This is a genomic window from Paraburkholderia sp. GAS206C, assembly GCF_050435645.1.
GTDB classification, from domain to species: Bacteria; Pseudomonadota; Gammaproteobacteria; order Burkholderiales; family Burkholderiaceae; genus Paraburkholderia; species Paraburkholderia phenazinium_B.
In genome coordinates this window covers 14,995-30,212 of sequence record NZ_JBNDKR010000018.1, presented here as the reverse complement: position 1 = coordinate 30,212, position 15,218 = coordinate 14,995, and the positions used below count along the sequence as shown (strand labels likewise).

Sequence of the window (15,218 nt, the reverse complement as noted above, 5' to 3'; positions counted from 1 at the left end):
GAAGTGCGGGCGCGTAAGTTTTCCTACAATGGAACGACGATGTACGACTTGCTGAAAACCATCGACGACCCGGCTGACCTCCGCCGCCTCGATCGCCGCCAATTGCAACCGCTTGCAGACGAGTTGCGCGCCTACGTGCTCGACAGCGTCTCCAAGACGGGTGGACACCTGTCGTCCAATCTTGGCACGGTCGAACTGACGATTGCGCTGCACTATGTGTTCGACACGCCGCGCGACCGGATCGTCTGGGATGTCGGCCATCAGACCTACCCGCACAAGATCCTGACCGGCCGCCGCGACCAGATGCACACGCTGCGTCAGTACGGCGGCATCTCCGGTTTTCCGCGCCGCGACGAGTCGCAGTACGACACGTTCGGGACGGCCCACTCCAGCACGTCGATTTCCGCGGCGCTCGGCATGGCCGTCGCCAGCAAGCTGCAGGGTGAGGGCCACATGGGCATCGCCGTGATCGGCGATGGCGCGATGACCGCCGGCATGGCCTTCGAGGCAATGAACAATGCGGGCGTCGAAGACGACGTTCCATTGCTCGTCATCCTCAACGACAACGACATGTCGATTTCGCCGCCGGTGGGCGCGCTCAATCGCCATCTGGCGCGTCTGATGTCGGGCCGTTTCTACGCTGCCGCGCGTGCCGGTGTGGAGCGCGTGCTGCGCGTCGCGCCGCCGATGCTCGACCTCGCCCGCAAGCTCGAAGAGCACGCGAAGGGCATGATCGTGCCGGCTACGCTGTTCGAGGAATTCGGTTTCAACTACATCGGCCCGATCGACGGTCACGACCTCGACTCGCTGATCCCGACGCTGCAGAACATCAAGGAACTGCGCGGTCCGCAATTCCTGCACGTCGTGACGAAGAAGGGTCAAGGGTACAAGCTGGCCGAGGCCGACCCGGTGCTGTACCACGGGCCGGGCAAGTTCAATCCGGCGGAAGGGATCAAGCCGGCCACTGCGCCGTCGAAGAAGGCCTACATGCATGTCTTCGGCGAATGGCTGTGCGATGCGGCTGAGCTCGACTCGCGCGTCGTCGGCATTACGCCGGCCATGCGCGAAGGTTCGGGTCTGGTGGAATTCGAAAAGCGCTTCCCGGACCGTTACTTCGACGTGGGCATTGCGGAGCAGCATGCGGTGACGTTCGCAGGCGGCCTCGCCGCCGACGGTATGAAGCCGGTCGTGGCAATTTATTCGACGTTCCTGCAGCGCGCTTATGACCAGTTGATCCATGACGTCGCCTTGCAGAATCTGCCGGTGGTCTTCGCGATCGACCGCGCGGGTCTCGTTGGGGCAGACGGTGCCACACACGCAGGCGCATACGACCTGGCGTTCCTGCGCTGCATTCCGAACATGACCGTCATGGCTCCGTCTGACGAAAACGAATGCCGTCAGATGCTCCACACGGCGTTGCAGCAGCCGGGGCCGACGGCAGTGCGCTATCCGCGCGGCGCTGGATCGGGTGTGGCGACTGTCAAGCAGATGACGGCTCTTCCTGTCGGCAAGGGCGAAGTGCGTCGCGAGACTGCGCAGCCGGCCGGCAAGCGGATCGCGATTCTGGCGTTCGGCACGATGGTCGCACCGGCGCTCGCCGCAGCGGAGCAACTGGACGCGACGGTGGCGAACATGCGCTTCGTCAAGCCGCTGGATGCCGAGCTGGTACGCCAACTTGCGGAGTCCCACGACTACGTCGTCACGGTCGAAGAAGGCTGCATCATGGGTGGCGCGGGTTCGGCCTGCGTCGAAGCCCTGCTCGCCAGTGGGGTTATGCGTCCCGTACTACAATTGGGCCTCCCCGATCGCTTCATCGATCATGGGGATCCGGCCAAGCTGCTCGCGGAGTGTGGCCTGGATAGCGCGGGCATTGCCAAGTCGATCCGCGAACGCTTCATGGATCACGCCACGGGCGCCGCAGGCAAGTCCGTCAAGCGCGTCGCGTAAGAGAGAGCCGGCGAGCGAGCCGCAAGGCCGAGCCGGGCGCCGGGTGTGCAGGCGCTATTGCGGCTATAGCAATCTCCAACTTGAATCGATGGGCCTGCGGGCCCATCATGCAACGCCGGCACGAGCCGGCGTTCGCCGTTGCGTGGGTCGTTCCGCTCGGCCGCTGAGGAAAACAACATGAATCAAATGAATCCCGCTTTTGTGATGCCCGACGTGCAGAGCACCGTCGACACCCGCCAGATCCCTATTCAACGGGTTGGCGTGAAGGCCGTGCGTCATCCGCTGACGGTGCGCACACAGGGCGGCGATGTGCAGCCGACGGTTGGCACGTGGAACCTCGACGTCCACCTGCCGGCCGATCAGAAGGGCACGCACATGTCGCGTTTCGTGGCGCTGCTTGAAGAGAACAAGGCTCCGCTGGAGCCGTCGACGTTCCGCAAGATGCTGGCCGCGATGCTCGAGAAGCTCGAGGCGGAAGCGGGCCGTATCGAAGTGTCATTCCCGTACTTCGTCAACAAGACCGCACCGGTGTCGGGCGTGCAAAGTCTGCTGGACTATGAAGTAACGCTGACGGGCGATACCCGCAACGGCGTGACGCGTGTGTTCCTGAAAGTGCTCGTGCCGGTGACGAGCCTGTGCCCGTGTTCGAAGAAGATCTCGCAGTACGGCGCGCACAATCAGCGCTCGCATGTGACGATCAATGCCGAACTGTCCGATGACGTGCCGGCGGAAGACTTGATTCGGATTGCCGAGGAAGAGGCGTCGTGCGAGTTGTGGGGCTTGCTGAAGCGGCCTGATGAGAAGTTCGTCACCGAGCGCGCATATGAGAATCCGAAGTTCGTCGAAGACCTGGTGCGTGATGTGGCGCAGCGTCTGAATGCGGATACGCGGATCGTAGCGTATGTGCTCGAGGCTGAGAACTTCGAATCGATCCACAACCACAGCGCGTATGCGGTGATTGAGCACGACAAGCGGGCTAGCTAGTTGCGCGCTTTGCTTTGATGTGAAAACGGCCGCTTTAGCGGCCGTTTTCAATTGCGATGTAACGCGCCCTTGGGCAATTCCTCTTTTAGCGCGCGAGTGAGGTCAGATCCCAACGCGGTTTCACCGTGAACGCGTAATCCTTGCCCGATTGTGCCGGCCAGCGCTGCAGGCGCAGCGCGCCCGCTAATGCAATCATCGCGCCGTTGTCGGTGCACAGCGATAGATCCGGGTAGTGCACATCGAAGCCACGCTTCTTTGCAGCCGCCGAAAGCGCTTCACGCAACTGCCGGTTCGCGCCTACGCCACCCGCGACCACCAGCCGTTTAAGCCCGGTCTTCCTGAGCGCGGCCAGTGACTTGGCGGCGAGCACATCCACCGCAGCATCGACGAACCCGCGCGCCAGGTCAGCCTTGGCCTGTTCACAGATATTTGCGCCGCCAAGTTTTTTCACATTCGTCAGTACTGCGGTCTTGAGGCCACTGAAGCTGAAATCGAGATCACCCGAGTGCAGCATTGGGCGAGGTAGCACCACGGCCCCAGGCGTGCCGAATTCCGCCAGCCGCGAGACTTCCGGTCCACCCGGATAACCGAGCCCGAGCAGCTTCGCGGTCTTGTCGAAGGCTTCGCCGGCGGCGTCATCGAGTGTCTCGCCGAGCGTCTCGTAGACGCCTACATCCGACACGCGCATTAACTGCGTGTGGCCGCCGGAGACGAGCAAGGCGACGAACGGAAACGGCGGCGGTTCGTCGACCAAAAGCGGCGATAGCAAATGCCCTTCTAGGTGATGGATGCCGATGGTGGGTTTGTCCCACGCCATGGCGAGCGCATTGGCGATGCTGGCGCCGACCAGCAGCGCGCCAGCCAGCCCAGGCCCTTGCGTGTAGGCGATCGCGTCGATTTCAGTGCGCGCCGTGCCGGCACGCTCCAGCACTTCTTCGAGCAGCGGCAGCGCGCGCCGGATATGGTCGCGCGACGCGAGTTCCGGCACCACTCCACCGTACTCCCGGTGCATCGCAATCTGCGAATGCAGCGCGTGCGCAAGCAGGCCGCGCTCCGTGTCGTAGAGCGCGAGTCCGGTTTCGTCGCAGGAGCTTTCGATGCCGAGAACCAGCATGTTCAGGTGCCCGAAAAGTAAAAAAGCAAGCCTTAAAGTATAGCAGTGCGGGGCAGGGGCCGCAGGTACAATGCGCGCCATGGAATCCTTCGATATCGCGGTCATCGGCGCGGGCGCGGCCGGCATGATGTGCGCGGCGGTGGCCGGGCAAGTCGGCCGCCGTGTCGTGCTGATCGACCACGCGCCGCGCCTCGCGGAGAAAATCCGCATCTCCGGCGGCGGCCGCTGCAACTTCACGAATCTGTACGCGGGACCGGCCAACTACCTGTCGGCGAATCCGCATTTCTGCCGTTCGGCGCTCGCGCGCTACACACCACGCGACTTCATGGCGCTGCTCAAGCGCCATCACGTGACGTGGCACGAAAAGCACAAAGGCCAGCTGTTCTGCGACCAGTCGAGCGACGCAGTCATCGAGGTGCTGAAAAACGAGTGCGACGCCGGCGGTATCGCGTGGCGCAGGCCGCTTGCCGTCGAGCAGGTGCGGCACGATGCAACCACGGGCTATACGCTCGATACGCACGCCGGAGCGATCCGCGCTCGTGCGCTGGTGGTGGCAACCGGCGGTCTGTCGATTCCGAAGATCGGCGCGACGGACTTTGCTTACCGGCTGGCCAAGCAGTTCGGCCATAAGCTGATCGACACACGTCCGGCTCTCGTGCCGCTAACGTTTGCGGCAGCCGATTGGGATCCGTTTGCGGCTCTATCTGGCGTCTCGCTCGAGGTGCGGATCGAGACCGGCAGCAAGAAAACCGGTGCGGAATTCGTCGAGGATCTGCTGTTGACCCATCGCGGCCTGTCCGGCCCAGGTGTGCTGCAGATCTCGAGCTACTGGCAGCCAGGTGAGCCGATTCACGTCAATCTGTTGCCTGAGCAGGACGCCACCGCCGCGCTGCTGGAAGCGAAGACCAGCACAAAACGTCAGATTGCCAACCTGCTCGCCGAATGGGTGCCCGCCCGGCTCGCCCACGTCTGGCTGGAAACGCACCAGATTCCCGCAGACGCGCGCATTGCCGATCTGCCTGACAAGACGCTGCGCCGCATCGGCGAGGCGCTGTCGCGCTGGACGCTTACCCCGAACGGCACCGAAGGCTACCGCAAAGCCGAGGTCACACGCGGCGGGATCGATACGCGCGACCTGTCGTCGACCACCATGATGAGCGCCCGGGCACCGGGCCTGTACTTTATCGGCGAAGCGGTCGACGTCACGGGCTGGCTTGGGGGCTACAATTTCCAGTGGGCGTGGGCTTCCGGCGTGGCCGCGGGCCAGGCCGCCGCAGAGTACGTGAAGGGGGCTTGACGCGGACGTGTCTTTGTGAGAAAGGTTTGCTATAATCCTCAACCTTTACAAAGTTCCGTTATTGCAAAATGACGATCATCCGCGTAAAAGAAAATGAGCCTTTTGAAGTCGCGATGCGCCGCTTCAAACGCACGATCGAGAAGAACGGCCTGCTGACCGAACTTCGAGCGCGCGAATTTTACGAAAAGCCTACGGCTGAGCGCAAGCGCAAGAAGGCATCGGCGGTGAAGCGCCACTTCAAGCGGCTGCGCAGCCAGATGCTGCCAAAGAAGTTTTACTGATTCTGACGCCGCTGCGGGTCCTACGGAGCGGCGGCACGTAACCGGTGGCGGCGCTAAACGCAGCCCCGTTCGGACAACCTGGCCGTGAGGGCCATCCTGGTCAAGCCGCATCTACTCCGCGAATTCGCGCCAACCCGCTTGAGGAAGCAGTCCCAAGCGGGTTTTTGTGTTGATGCACCGCGCATGGCCAGATCTTTTTACATTCCAACGCATTCAGGTGAGTAATGAGTCTCAAGGATCGGATCAACGACGACATGAAGGCCGCCATGCGGGCCCGCGAAACCGAGCGTCTCGGCACCATCCGCCTGCTGCTCGCCGCGATCAAGCAGCGTGAAGTCGACGAGCGCATCGTGCTCGACGACGCTGCTATCACCGCGGTCATCGACAAGATGATCAAGCAGCGCAAAGACTCCATTAGCCAGTTCGAAGCGGCCGGCCGCACGGATCTGGTCGAGAAGGAGAGCGCCGAGCTCACCATCCTCTCCGCGTACATGCCGGAGCAGCTGTCGGACGCGGAAATTGCAGCCGAAGTGCAGGCTGCGGTCGCGCAAACCGGCGCCGTCGGCCCGCAGGACATGGGCAAGGTGATGGGCGTCCTCAAGCCGAAGCTCGCAGGCCGCGCCGATATGACCGCTGTGTCCGGGCTGGTCAAGGCTGCGCTGGCGAAGTAATTCGGCTTTTCCGGTGTTTTTGCGGTCTGTGCGGTCTGCTTCTGGACGGGCTGGCCGCGCAGCCTTCAGGTTTTAAAGGTAGCCCCCCCCACTGTGATTCCGCATTCGTTCCTGCAGGATCTGCTGAACCGCGTCGATATCGTCGACGTGGTCGGTAAGTACGTGCAACTGAAAAAGGGCGGCGCCAATTTCATGGGGCTGTGTCCGTTTCATAACGAAAAGAGCCCTTCATTTACGGTTAGTCCGACTAAGCAGTTCTATCATTGCTTTGGCTGCGGCGCGCATGGCACGGCGATTGGCTTCCTGATGGAGCATGCCGGTTTGACGTTTCCCGAGGCGGTCAACGATCTGGCGCAGTCAGTGGGCCTGACGGTGCCGCAGGAGCCGTCGCCGAATCAGGGCGGTGGGGGCGGCGGTTATGCGCCGGCGGTTTCGAAGGCCGTCACAACGGCGCTGTCCGATGTGATGCAGACTGCATCCGATTTTTACCGCAAGCAGTTGCGCGGCGCGCCCAACGCGATCCAGTACCTGAAAAAGCGTGGTTTGACGGGCGAGATCGCACTCCGGTTCGGGTTGGGTTACGCGCCTGACGGCTGGCAGAATCTGGAAACCGCGTTTCCTAACTATCGGGACGACGCGCTGGTAGAGTCAGGTCTGGTGATCGTCAGCGAAAAGGCGGACGCACAGGGCCAGAATCGCCGCTACGACCGCTTTCGCGAGCGGATCATGTTCCCGATCCGCAACGTTAAAGGCCAGGTGATCGGCTTCGGCGGCCGGGTGCTGGACGGCGGCGAGCCCAAGTATTTGAATTCGCCGGAAACGCCTCTATTTAACAAGGGCAGCGAGTTGTACGGGCTGTTCGAGGCGCGTCTGGCGATTCGTGAACAGCAGTACGTGCTGGTGGTCGAAGGGTACATGGATGTGGTCGCGCTGGCTCAATTAGGGTTCCAGAACGCGGTCGCCACGCTGGGTACGGCTTGCACGCCGATTCACGTGCAAAAATTACTGCGTCAGACGGATACAGTGATTTTTAGCTTCGACGGCGACTCGGCGGGCCGCCGCGCGGCGCGCCGGGCGCTCGACGCCTGCCTGCCGCACGCGGCGGACAACCGGACCATCCGCTTCCTGTTCCTGCCCACGGAGCACGATCCGGACAGTTACGTGCGGGAGTTCGGCACAGAGGGATTTGCCGAACAGGTGGAGCGGGCCATGCCGCTGTCGCAGTTCATGCTGAACGAAGTGCTGGCCGGCAAGGAGCTGGACCAGCCGGAAGGCCGGGCGCGCGCGCTGTTCGACGCGAAGCCGCTGCTGCAGGCGTTGCCGGCCAATGCGCTGCGTGCGCAGATCATGCATATGTTCGCCGACCGGCTCGACGTGCCGTTCGACGAGGTGGCGGCGCTATGCGAGGTCGATTCCCGGATCGCCGCGGCCGCGCGCCAGGCGCCGGCCCGCAAAGACCGCCGCAGCGTGACCGGAATCGAGGAAAAAACGCTCCGTAACCTGGTGATGCATCCGCGGACGGTCGCGGTGCTGGACGAGGAGGCCGAGCAGGCGCTGCTGACGATTACGCGCCACGGCGAGCTCTTTGAGGAAGTGGCGACGCACGCCCGCGCGCTCGGCGATGCGGCGGAGTTCCAGTTGCTGTCTGATCTCTTGCGAAACGGCGCTAACGCCCCGACTTTCGAGGAAATCTTTCGCAAAATTCTGGACTATGATGAAAACGTTCGGGATTTGTTGCTGAAGGACCCTACGGATGCGGCCGTTATTGAGGAACGGCGCGAGCAGGAACGGATTGTCGGCGAAGAGCTGAAGGCCGCAATCCTGAAGATGCGCTATGACGCCTATTGTGAGCGGCTCGAGCAACTTTCGCGGCAATCGAGGCATACCGCCGAGGAATTTGCCGAACTGACGGATCTGAATCAGAAACGGGCTGACATGAAGCGTCAGCTCGGGCTGTAAGAAGGGTGGGCTGAGGCCGAGTGCTACAATAAAAGGTTTTCAGCGGTTTGTTTTCCAGGCAAAAGGCGAAAGGCGATTGCAATGGCAAAGACTACAGGCGGAAAGAAAGGGACAGGCACGGGCTCCGAGGAGCCAACCATCAAGGTCACAGGGGCCAGGTCCGCTTCCTCCGCGAAAAGAGCGTCTGCCGCAAGCGTTACGCCGGATGTGAGGAAGAAATCCTCGACTACTTCCGCCGCGAAAGCGGCGTCGGTGAGTACGGCGAAAGCCGCCACGCCGGTTGCGAAGCGGCCGAGTGCCAGAAGCGCAAGGGAAGCCGTTGCCGCCCAGGACGATGCGGTAACGCGCGAGACTCCAGTATCCACGGTTCCGCCGGCTGTTGTCCAACAGCCGCGAGTCGAGACTACAGCCGGTACGGCGAACTCCATGACGAAAAAGCTGAACGAAGTATCCGTCGATGACGACGCAACCCCGAGCGAGGAAACTACTGCAGCTCCGGGCAAAGGCGAAAAGGCCAAGGCACGCGACCGCCGCGCGAAGGAAAAAGCGCTGCTGAAAGATGCTTTCGCGTCCACCCAGCCTGGCACCGTCGAAGAACTCGAAGAGCGCCGCTCGAAACTGCGCGCGCTGATCAAGCTCGGCAAGGAGCGCGGCTTCCTGACGTACGCCGAAATTAACGACCACCTCCCGGACAACTTCACCGAGACCGAGGCGATCGAAGGCATCATCAGCACGTTCAACGACATGGGCGTGGCCGTCTACGAGCAGGCGCCCGATGCTGAAACGCTGCTGCTGAACGACAATGCCCCGGCGGCCTCGTCTGACGACGAAGTCGAAGAGGAAGCGGAAGTTGCACTGTCCACCGTCGATTCCGAATTCGGCCGCACCACCGACCCGGTCCGCATGTACATGCGCGAAATGGGTACGGTCGAGCTGCTGACGCGCGAAGGCGAAATCGAAATCGCGAAGCGGATCGAAGACGGCCTGAAGCACATGGTGATGGCCATCTCCGCGTGCCCGACGACCATCGCCGACATCCTCGCGATGGCTGAGCGCGTCGCGAACGAGGAAATCCGTATCGACGAACTGGTCGACGGCCTGATCGACGCCAACGCGGAAGACGCGGATGGCTTCTCCGTGCAGGAAGCGGAAGCGATCGAGAGCGAAGAGGAAGAAGTCGAAGAGGGTGAAGAGGAAGATGAGGAAGACGACGATGGCGCTGCGCAAGCCACTGCCAACGCAGCGCAGATGGAAGCGTTGAAGCGTGCCTCGCTCGAGAAGTTCGCCCTCATCAGCGAATGGTTCGACAAGATGCGTCGTGCGTTCGAGAAGGAAGGCTACAAGTCGAAGTCGTATCTGAAGGCTCAGGAAACGATCCAGAACGAGCTGATGACCATCCGCTTCACCGCGCGTACCGTCGAGCGTCTGTGCGACACGCTGCGTGCCCAGGTGGACGAAGTGCGTCAGGTCGAGCGCCAGATTCTGCATACGGTGGTCGACAAGTGCGGCATGCCGCGTGCCGAGTTCATCGCGCGTTTCCCGGGCAGCGAAACGGATCTCGAGTGGGCCGACAAGATTGTGACGGAAGGTCACGCGTATAGCGCGATTCTTACGCGTAACATCCCGGCGATTCGCGAACAGCAGCAACGCCTGCTGGACCTGCAGGCGCGCGTCGTGCTGCCGCTGAAGGACCTGAAGGAAACCAACCGTCAGATGGCGGCTGGCGAACTGAAGGCGCGTCAGGCCAAGCGCGAAATGACCGAGGCCAACCTGCGTCTCGTGATCTCGATTGCGAAGAAGTACACGAACCGTGGTCTGCAGTTCCTGGACCTGATTCAGGAAGGCAATATCGGCCTGATGAAGGCCGTGGACAAGTTCGAATATCGTCGCGGCTACAAGTTCTCGACGTACGCCACGTGGTGGATCCGTCAGGCCATCACGCGTTCGATCGCGGACCAGGCACGTACCATCCGGATTCCGGTTCACATGATCGAAACGATCAACAAGATGAACCGTATTTCGCGTCAGATTCTGCAGGAAACCGGTCTCGAGCCGGATCCGGCAACGCTGGCGGAAAAGATGGAGATGCCGGAAGACAAGATCCGCAAGATCATGAAGATCGCGAAGGAGCCGATCTCGATGGAAACGCCGATCGGTGACGACGACGATTCGCATCTGGGCGACTTCATCGAAGATACGAACACGGTTGCCCCGGCCGACGCGGCGCTGCATGCGAGCATGCGCGATGTCGTGAAGGACGTGCTGGACTCGTTGACGCCGCGCGAAGCGAAGGTGTTGCGTATGCGCTTCGGTATCGAGATGAGCACCGATCACACGCTTGAAGAAGTCGGTAAGCAGTTCGATGTGACGCGTGAACGGATCCGCCAGATCGAGGCGAAGGCGCTGCGCAAGCTGCGTCACCCGAGCCGTTCTGACAAGCTGAAGTCGTTCCTCGAAGGGAACTGATCGAGGAGCAGCCGGCTACTGATGCGGATATAGGGGCTTTCGGATCGTTTTGCTCACGCAGAAGCGGTCACGGAAGCCCCTTTTTCGTGTAGTATGTCGGCCAATCAGCGAATAGGCCCGGCCTCTGTTTAGACCGGGTCTTTTTGTTGGTTTCACATCATCTCAGGGCCGGACGCCGTGCTGGTTGCAGGCAGCGGACTCATAATCCGCCTCCGAAAGGACACCGTGGGTTCGACTCCCACCCGGCCCACCAAGGCTTTCAGCCGTTTTTCATACTTCGTCGCAACTTCAACGATTCCTTCCAGGCTACACATAGGCTACGGCAGATCTAGCGCGCAGCCTGGCCCCACCGACTGTGCGATCGTGCTCTTCCCACGATTGCACGCCGCGCCGATGCAGCCGGTCGAATTCCTCGCCGTTCTCAAGAGCCTTCCAGCCTAGCCCGCTGACGGCGACGTACATTGCCTCGCTACTCGAAACCCTCAGACCTATTCTGAGGCGACCCCCGGCATCCTTGTCGAAGTAGCGTGGCATGAGCGACGCCGAACATTCGCCAGGGCGAAGATCGGCAACACTTTATGCCAGATGGATGACTTGGCTTGGCTTGTCGAATCTGGTCGTGTGTCGCGATGACTTTCGCGCACGGAAGACGTCTGGTTACGAGCGGCGAGCACATGTTCGCATGGGAGTCTATCAATGGAAGCGAAGATCAGGCTGCGCGATATGCAAATCGTCAGGACCGCGAAGGTTTTCAGGGTTCTCGGAACGATCGGTTATAGCCGCCGATTGATAGAAGGAATCGAACGCACTCGCTCAGGAGCCGCGATTTTCGGATGCATGCTGGGATACAGACGCAGCTTCCGAACGCTTGACGAAGCCGAAAGGGCAGTGAGGCCCTATGCGAAAGGAGGCCATGAACATCCCGTAAATTCGGCCTTGCAGTTCGAGCTCAACCAGTTCGAGCTCAACCGCGTGGCCAAACCCAGTGACTACGCCGCCTTCTATTATCTCCGCGACCGGATCCCTTGCATAAAAAAGATATTCGATATGGGTGGCAATGTTGGCAATCTTTACTATCGCTATCGAGATTATTTGCCCCTGAGACCGGACGCAATCTGGACTGTGTACGATCTGCCCGATAATATCCTGCGCGGGCGGGCATTGGCCAGCGAGAAGAACGTAGACAACCTTCAATTTACCGATGACCTGCAGCAGGCCGAAGGCCTTGATTTATTGATTGTGAGCGGGGCTCTTCACTACTTCGACAAACCATTGCCGGAGTTCATTGAAAATATCAAACAACGTCCAAAATATATCCTGATAAATCGATCACCGCTGACAGAAGGTCCAGAATTCGCTGTCGTTCAAGATTATGCGGGAATGATTCGTGTCGCTTGCAAGGTTTACAACCGTTCGAAACTCGTTGCTGATTTCAAGCGCCTCGGCTACGAGGTGCTGGGTGAATGGCAGGCGGCAGAACTCGGGCTCACCGTCGTAGATCGCCCCTCCTCGAGTGTAGGAGCTTATACAGGCCTATGGCTTGAACAGCTGTAGCCGGAAATTGAAAGGGATGTAAGGGCGGACGGCTTCAGCCGTTTAATCGTGAAGGGTTGGGCGGGGTTGCGCAGCCGCCACGCTACAACCGAAGCAGTCAGCCGCTGTTCCGGCTGACGTTGCTGCCTTTTACAGATGGCGAACAGGCCCCTTTGAGGGGCAAGCCATGGAAAGCCACCGGCTCTGACGGTGGATCGTTACTTTTGAGGACCGCTAACTGACACTTCGCACTCTCTCGCAAATCCTGGCGCGATGAGATCGAAAGTTATCCATCAATGGGGGCATCGTTGCAAATCGCCATCGTCATTCCTTGCTACAACGCCTCCGCGTATGTCGACACTACGTTGCAGACGGTAACGTCACAGACGCATGACGAGGTTGAAATCCTGATCGTCGATGACGGCTCATCGGACGATACCGTCTCGAAGGCTCGGGAGCACCTCGAGGGTTGCCGCCATCGGTGGACGATTCTCACGCAGCCCAACAAGGGGGTTAGTGCTGCCCGAAACCTGGGATGGCAATCGACGACAGCAGACTGGATTCAGTTTCTGGATGCCGACGATTTCCTGGCCCCTACAAAACTGCAGCTTCAGTCGATCGCCTGCCGGACTGCTGATCCGGGTGTCGCCTATGTGATGTCGCGATGGGAAGAGGTCATCGTCGAAGGCGATGCTGCGCGAAGGGTTCGCCTCGCCGAGTGCTCAGCGTTTTCTTCACAGCCGAGCGAACTGGAAATTCTCGCCAAGGGACCTCTAATACATTTGGGCCAGAGCGTATTCAGAAGACAATGGATCGCGGATGTGGCCGGCTTCGACGAGAATATCAAGGTAGATGAGGACCAGGACTTTCTGCTAAAGCTCGCGAAAAAAGGCGCAAAGGTTTTGACGGTCGAGAGCGCAGACCCGCTCTTCGCGTGGAGACAGCAACCACACCGCCGTCTTGGGCTCCGGGGAGCGCGCTACAACGCCATAGACCTAACAGAACAATATATGGAGAACTTCTTCAGGATTACTGAGGGACACCGGCATTCTTTAGACATGCTGTCGGAGGACGATCAGGAAATGCTCAAGCAACGCCTCTCGTCATACATGCGGCTGTTGTATCGATACGATATCGGGGCGTTCCGGACCCGCCTCGCACAACTCGACCAGATGTTCGGACGCTTCCTGCCCTTAAGTCCATCCTATCTCAAGGCATTGTCGCGTTTCGTTGGCTTCGAACGAGCGGAGGATGTCGCCTCAATATACCGGCGTGGCAAAGCCATGGCTGGAGTCGGCGTCGAATAGATCAACTCTGGTCGACCAGACGCGCAAAAACGCGTTGTGATCTAAGGACAGCGGGATTGTGTGGAACCAGTGGCCGATGCCCGGTCTTGTGGCGGCGCCTGGTTCTCCATGAAAGGCCGTATTTCTGCGAACGGGGCTGGCTCCGTCAACAAGGGCTGATTCTCGCCTAGCAAAAAGCGGGTGAAGAATGCAACAACATAGCGATTGATCTCGGACCAGGTCTTCGCCCTGTTGATTGCAGTTTTGTCGAATGCGGCCTTCCATGGGGGCTTCGCGAGCTTGTCCGCAAAATCATCATGTACCGTACCCTTTACCGTGAAGGTCCAGTTGTTCGGGAGCGTGGCCTGGCGAATCTGGTGCGCAACTGACTCGACCGTCAGAACCGAGTTGATCCGCGTGGCGAAGTCACTATGCAGGAGTTCCTCGCAAGTCGGATAGGTCCAACCACTATAGAACATCATGTAAGGCACCTCGACACTGCCGCGCTCAGGGCGCCCATACAAGGAGCCGTCAAAATTCACGACGGCCTTGATGCGTCGATCGTCGCTACTCATCTGCGCTGCCGTCGCGCCTCCGAACGAGAACCCGACGGCACCGACCTTCGCCATATCCACACGTTGTCCAAACACCGGAATATTCTGAAATGCGTCGATGATGGCAGACCCCGATTTCGCCGCCAGTTCAGCCCGGAGGGCTGCGACGGGGCGATAAGCCTCGAAGCTTTCCATCGAATCGCCGGGGATCTCCGATGCCTGAGCTGTGCCCTCTCGTCCGGGAAGACGAGGGGCGTGCACGATGTCGTCCACCGTAGCGACGACGAAACCATGGCTCGCCAGGTTTGCTGGCGTAAATGTGCTCTGTTGGCGAACACTGAACCATGATGGAAAGTAAATGATGAGTGGATACTTGGCACGGGCGTCGGACAGCTTTCCATTTCGCGTGAACGGCGGTGAGGTAGGATGTCCGACTGCTGCGATCCACTGCAGAATTGAGCGCCCCATGCCATCGCCGGGCGCCTGCGCGGGGTACCAGATGTCGACCGGCAGCGAAGGGCCGTCGCTCCCCGTTTTCACATCAACACTGGCGAAGCCGACGGCATAGGGCCCCTCCAACCGGGGCCTGTCCGTGTCGAGGAACATCACGGCACGGATCATTTCCTTCGGGTCGACAAGCCCTGCATACCAGGCGACGCCAATCACCGCCGCGACCACGAGCGCGACAAGACCGGAAGCGGCAAGAGCCCAAGAAGAAGGCGTTCCAGAGATCATGCGGATGCCTCGTCGCTGTTAGAAACCTGGGGAAAGGGACGTGTCCGTGTCGATTCCAGCGGAAGCTTCCTCCGCGATGGCCTTATTGGTCCAAGCTTCGCCGATCGATTCTATCAACTGTTTACCCTTGGCCGTTGGCGCTTCGGTGGTTCGGTCCGGAATGCTCCATCGCGACAGAAGCGTGTATCCAAGGGCGTCTCGTACCCGATCCAACTCTGCAATTGTCGTCACTTGGCAGGGAATGCGGCCGCGCCCTAAGGACTCAAGCGTGCAGAAAGCGCTGCCCTTGGAAATGGCATCCTTGGTATTTGACACCCAGATGACCTCCGAGATCCGTGTGGTAAGCCACCCTCGGCGTTTGAAGTCCATCATGAAGAACATTATCGGTCAA

Annotated in this window: 12 protein-coding genes and 1 tRNA gene; 10 read left to right on the top strand and 3 right to left on the bottom strand. The window is 60.4% G+C overall.

Annotation, left to right across the window (positions count from 1 at the left end; genetic code table 11):
- Positions 1-39: 39 nt before the first annotated feature.
- Complete coding sequence (gene dxs, locus P3T20_RS35960; RefSeq protein ID WP_074266552.1) at positions 40-1,947, top strand: 1-deoxy-D-xylulose-5-phosphate synthase; 1,908 nt, start codon at positions 40-42, stop codon at positions 1,945-1,947.
- Between the two features lie 177 nt (positions 1,948-2,124).
- Complete coding sequence (gene folE2 / locus P3T20_RS35955) at positions 2,125-2,931, top strand: GTP cyclohydrolase FolE2 (protein WP_074266551.1); 807 nt, start codon at positions 2,125-2,127, stop codon at positions 2,929-2,931.
- An 85-nt stretch (positions 2,932-3,016) separates the two neighbouring features.
- On the opposite strand, the gene tsaD is transcribed toward folE2, so the two are convergent.
- Complete coding sequence (gene tsaD / locus P3T20_RS35950; RefSeq protein WP_074266550.1) at positions 3,017-4,045, bottom strand: tRNA (adenosine(37)-N6)-threonylcarbamoyltransferase complex transferase subunit TsaD; 1,029 nt, start codon at positions 4,043-4,045, stop codon at positions 3,017-3,019.
- A gap of 79 nt (positions 4,046-4,124) precedes the next feature.
- Here tsaD and P3T20_RS35945 point away from each other — a divergent pair, with 79 nt between their 5' ends.
- From P3T20_RS35945 to P3T20_RS35910, 8 genes are all read left to right on the top strand, one after another.
- Positions 4,125-5,342 carry an NAD(P)/FAD-dependent oxidoreductase gene (locus P3T20_RS35945; RefSeq protein ID WP_074266549.1) on the top strand — a complete coding sequence of 406 codons (1,218 nt, stop codon included), beginning with the start codon at positions 4,125-4,127 and terminating at the stop codon, positions 5,340-5,342.
- A gap of 68 nt (positions 5,343-5,410) precedes the next feature.
- Positions 5,411-5,623, top strand: coding sequence for a 30S ribosomal protein S21 (gene rpsU / locus P3T20_RS35940; RefSeq protein ID WP_074266548.1), 213 nt, complete (start codon positions 5,411-5,413; stop codon positions 5,621-5,623).
- Between the two features lie 224 nt (positions 5,624-5,847).
- Complete coding sequence (locus P3T20_RS35935) at positions 5,848-6,294, top strand: GatB/YqeY domain-containing protein (RefSeq protein ID WP_074266547.1); 447 nt, start codon at positions 5,848-5,850, stop codon at positions 6,292-6,294.
- A 93-nt stretch (positions 6,295-6,387) separates the two neighbouring features.
- A complete protein-coding gene (gene dnaG, locus P3T20_RS35930; protein WP_074266546.1) occupies positions 6,388-8,253 on the top strand; it encodes a DNA primase in 1,866 nt (621 codons plus the stop codon).
- Between the two features lie 81 nt (positions 8,254-8,334).
- Positions 8,335-10,719: an RNA polymerase sigma factor RpoD gene (gene rpoD / locus P3T20_RS35925; protein WP_074266545.1), complete on the top strand. Its 2,385-nt coding sequence runs from the start codon at positions 8,335-8,337 to the stop codon at positions 10,717-10,719.
- Positions 10,720-10,884: 165 nt separating this feature from the next.
- A tRNA-Ile gene (locus tag P3T20_RS35920) sits at positions 10,885-10,972 on the top strand.
- 443 nt (positions 10,973-11,415) lie between these two features.
- Positions 11,416-12,273, top strand: coding sequence for a methyltransferase, TIGR04325 family (locus P3T20_RS35915; RefSeq protein ID WP_074266543.1), 858 nt, complete (start codon positions 11,416-11,418; stop codon positions 12,271-12,273).
- 287 nt (positions 12,274-12,560) lie between these two features.
- Positions 12,561-13,559, top strand: coding sequence for a glycosyltransferase family 2 protein (locus P3T20_RS35910; RefSeq protein WP_429289408.1), 999 nt, complete (start codon positions 12,561-12,563; stop codon positions 13,557-13,559).
- 41 nt (positions 13,560-13,600) lie between these two features.
- On the opposite strand, the gene P3T20_RS35905 is transcribed toward P3T20_RS35910, so the two are convergent.
- Together P3T20_RS35905 and P3T20_RS35900 are read right to left on the bottom strand one after the other, a co-directional pair.
- Positions 13,601-14,827 (bottom strand): alpha/beta hydrolase family protein, encoded by a 1,227-nt coding sequence (locus P3T20_RS35905; protein WP_429289407.1) that lies wholly within the window; start codon positions 14,825-14,827, stop codon positions 13,601-13,603.
- An 18-nt stretch (positions 14,828-14,845) separates the two neighbouring features.
- The gene (locus P3T20_RS35900; RefSeq protein ID WP_429289406.1) at positions 14,846-15,199 is read right to left on the bottom strand and encodes a hypothetical protein; all 354 of its coding nucleotides are present in this window, start codon (positions 15,197-15,199) and stop codon (positions 14,846-14,848) included.
- Positions 15,200-15,218 lie beyond the last annotated feature (19 nt).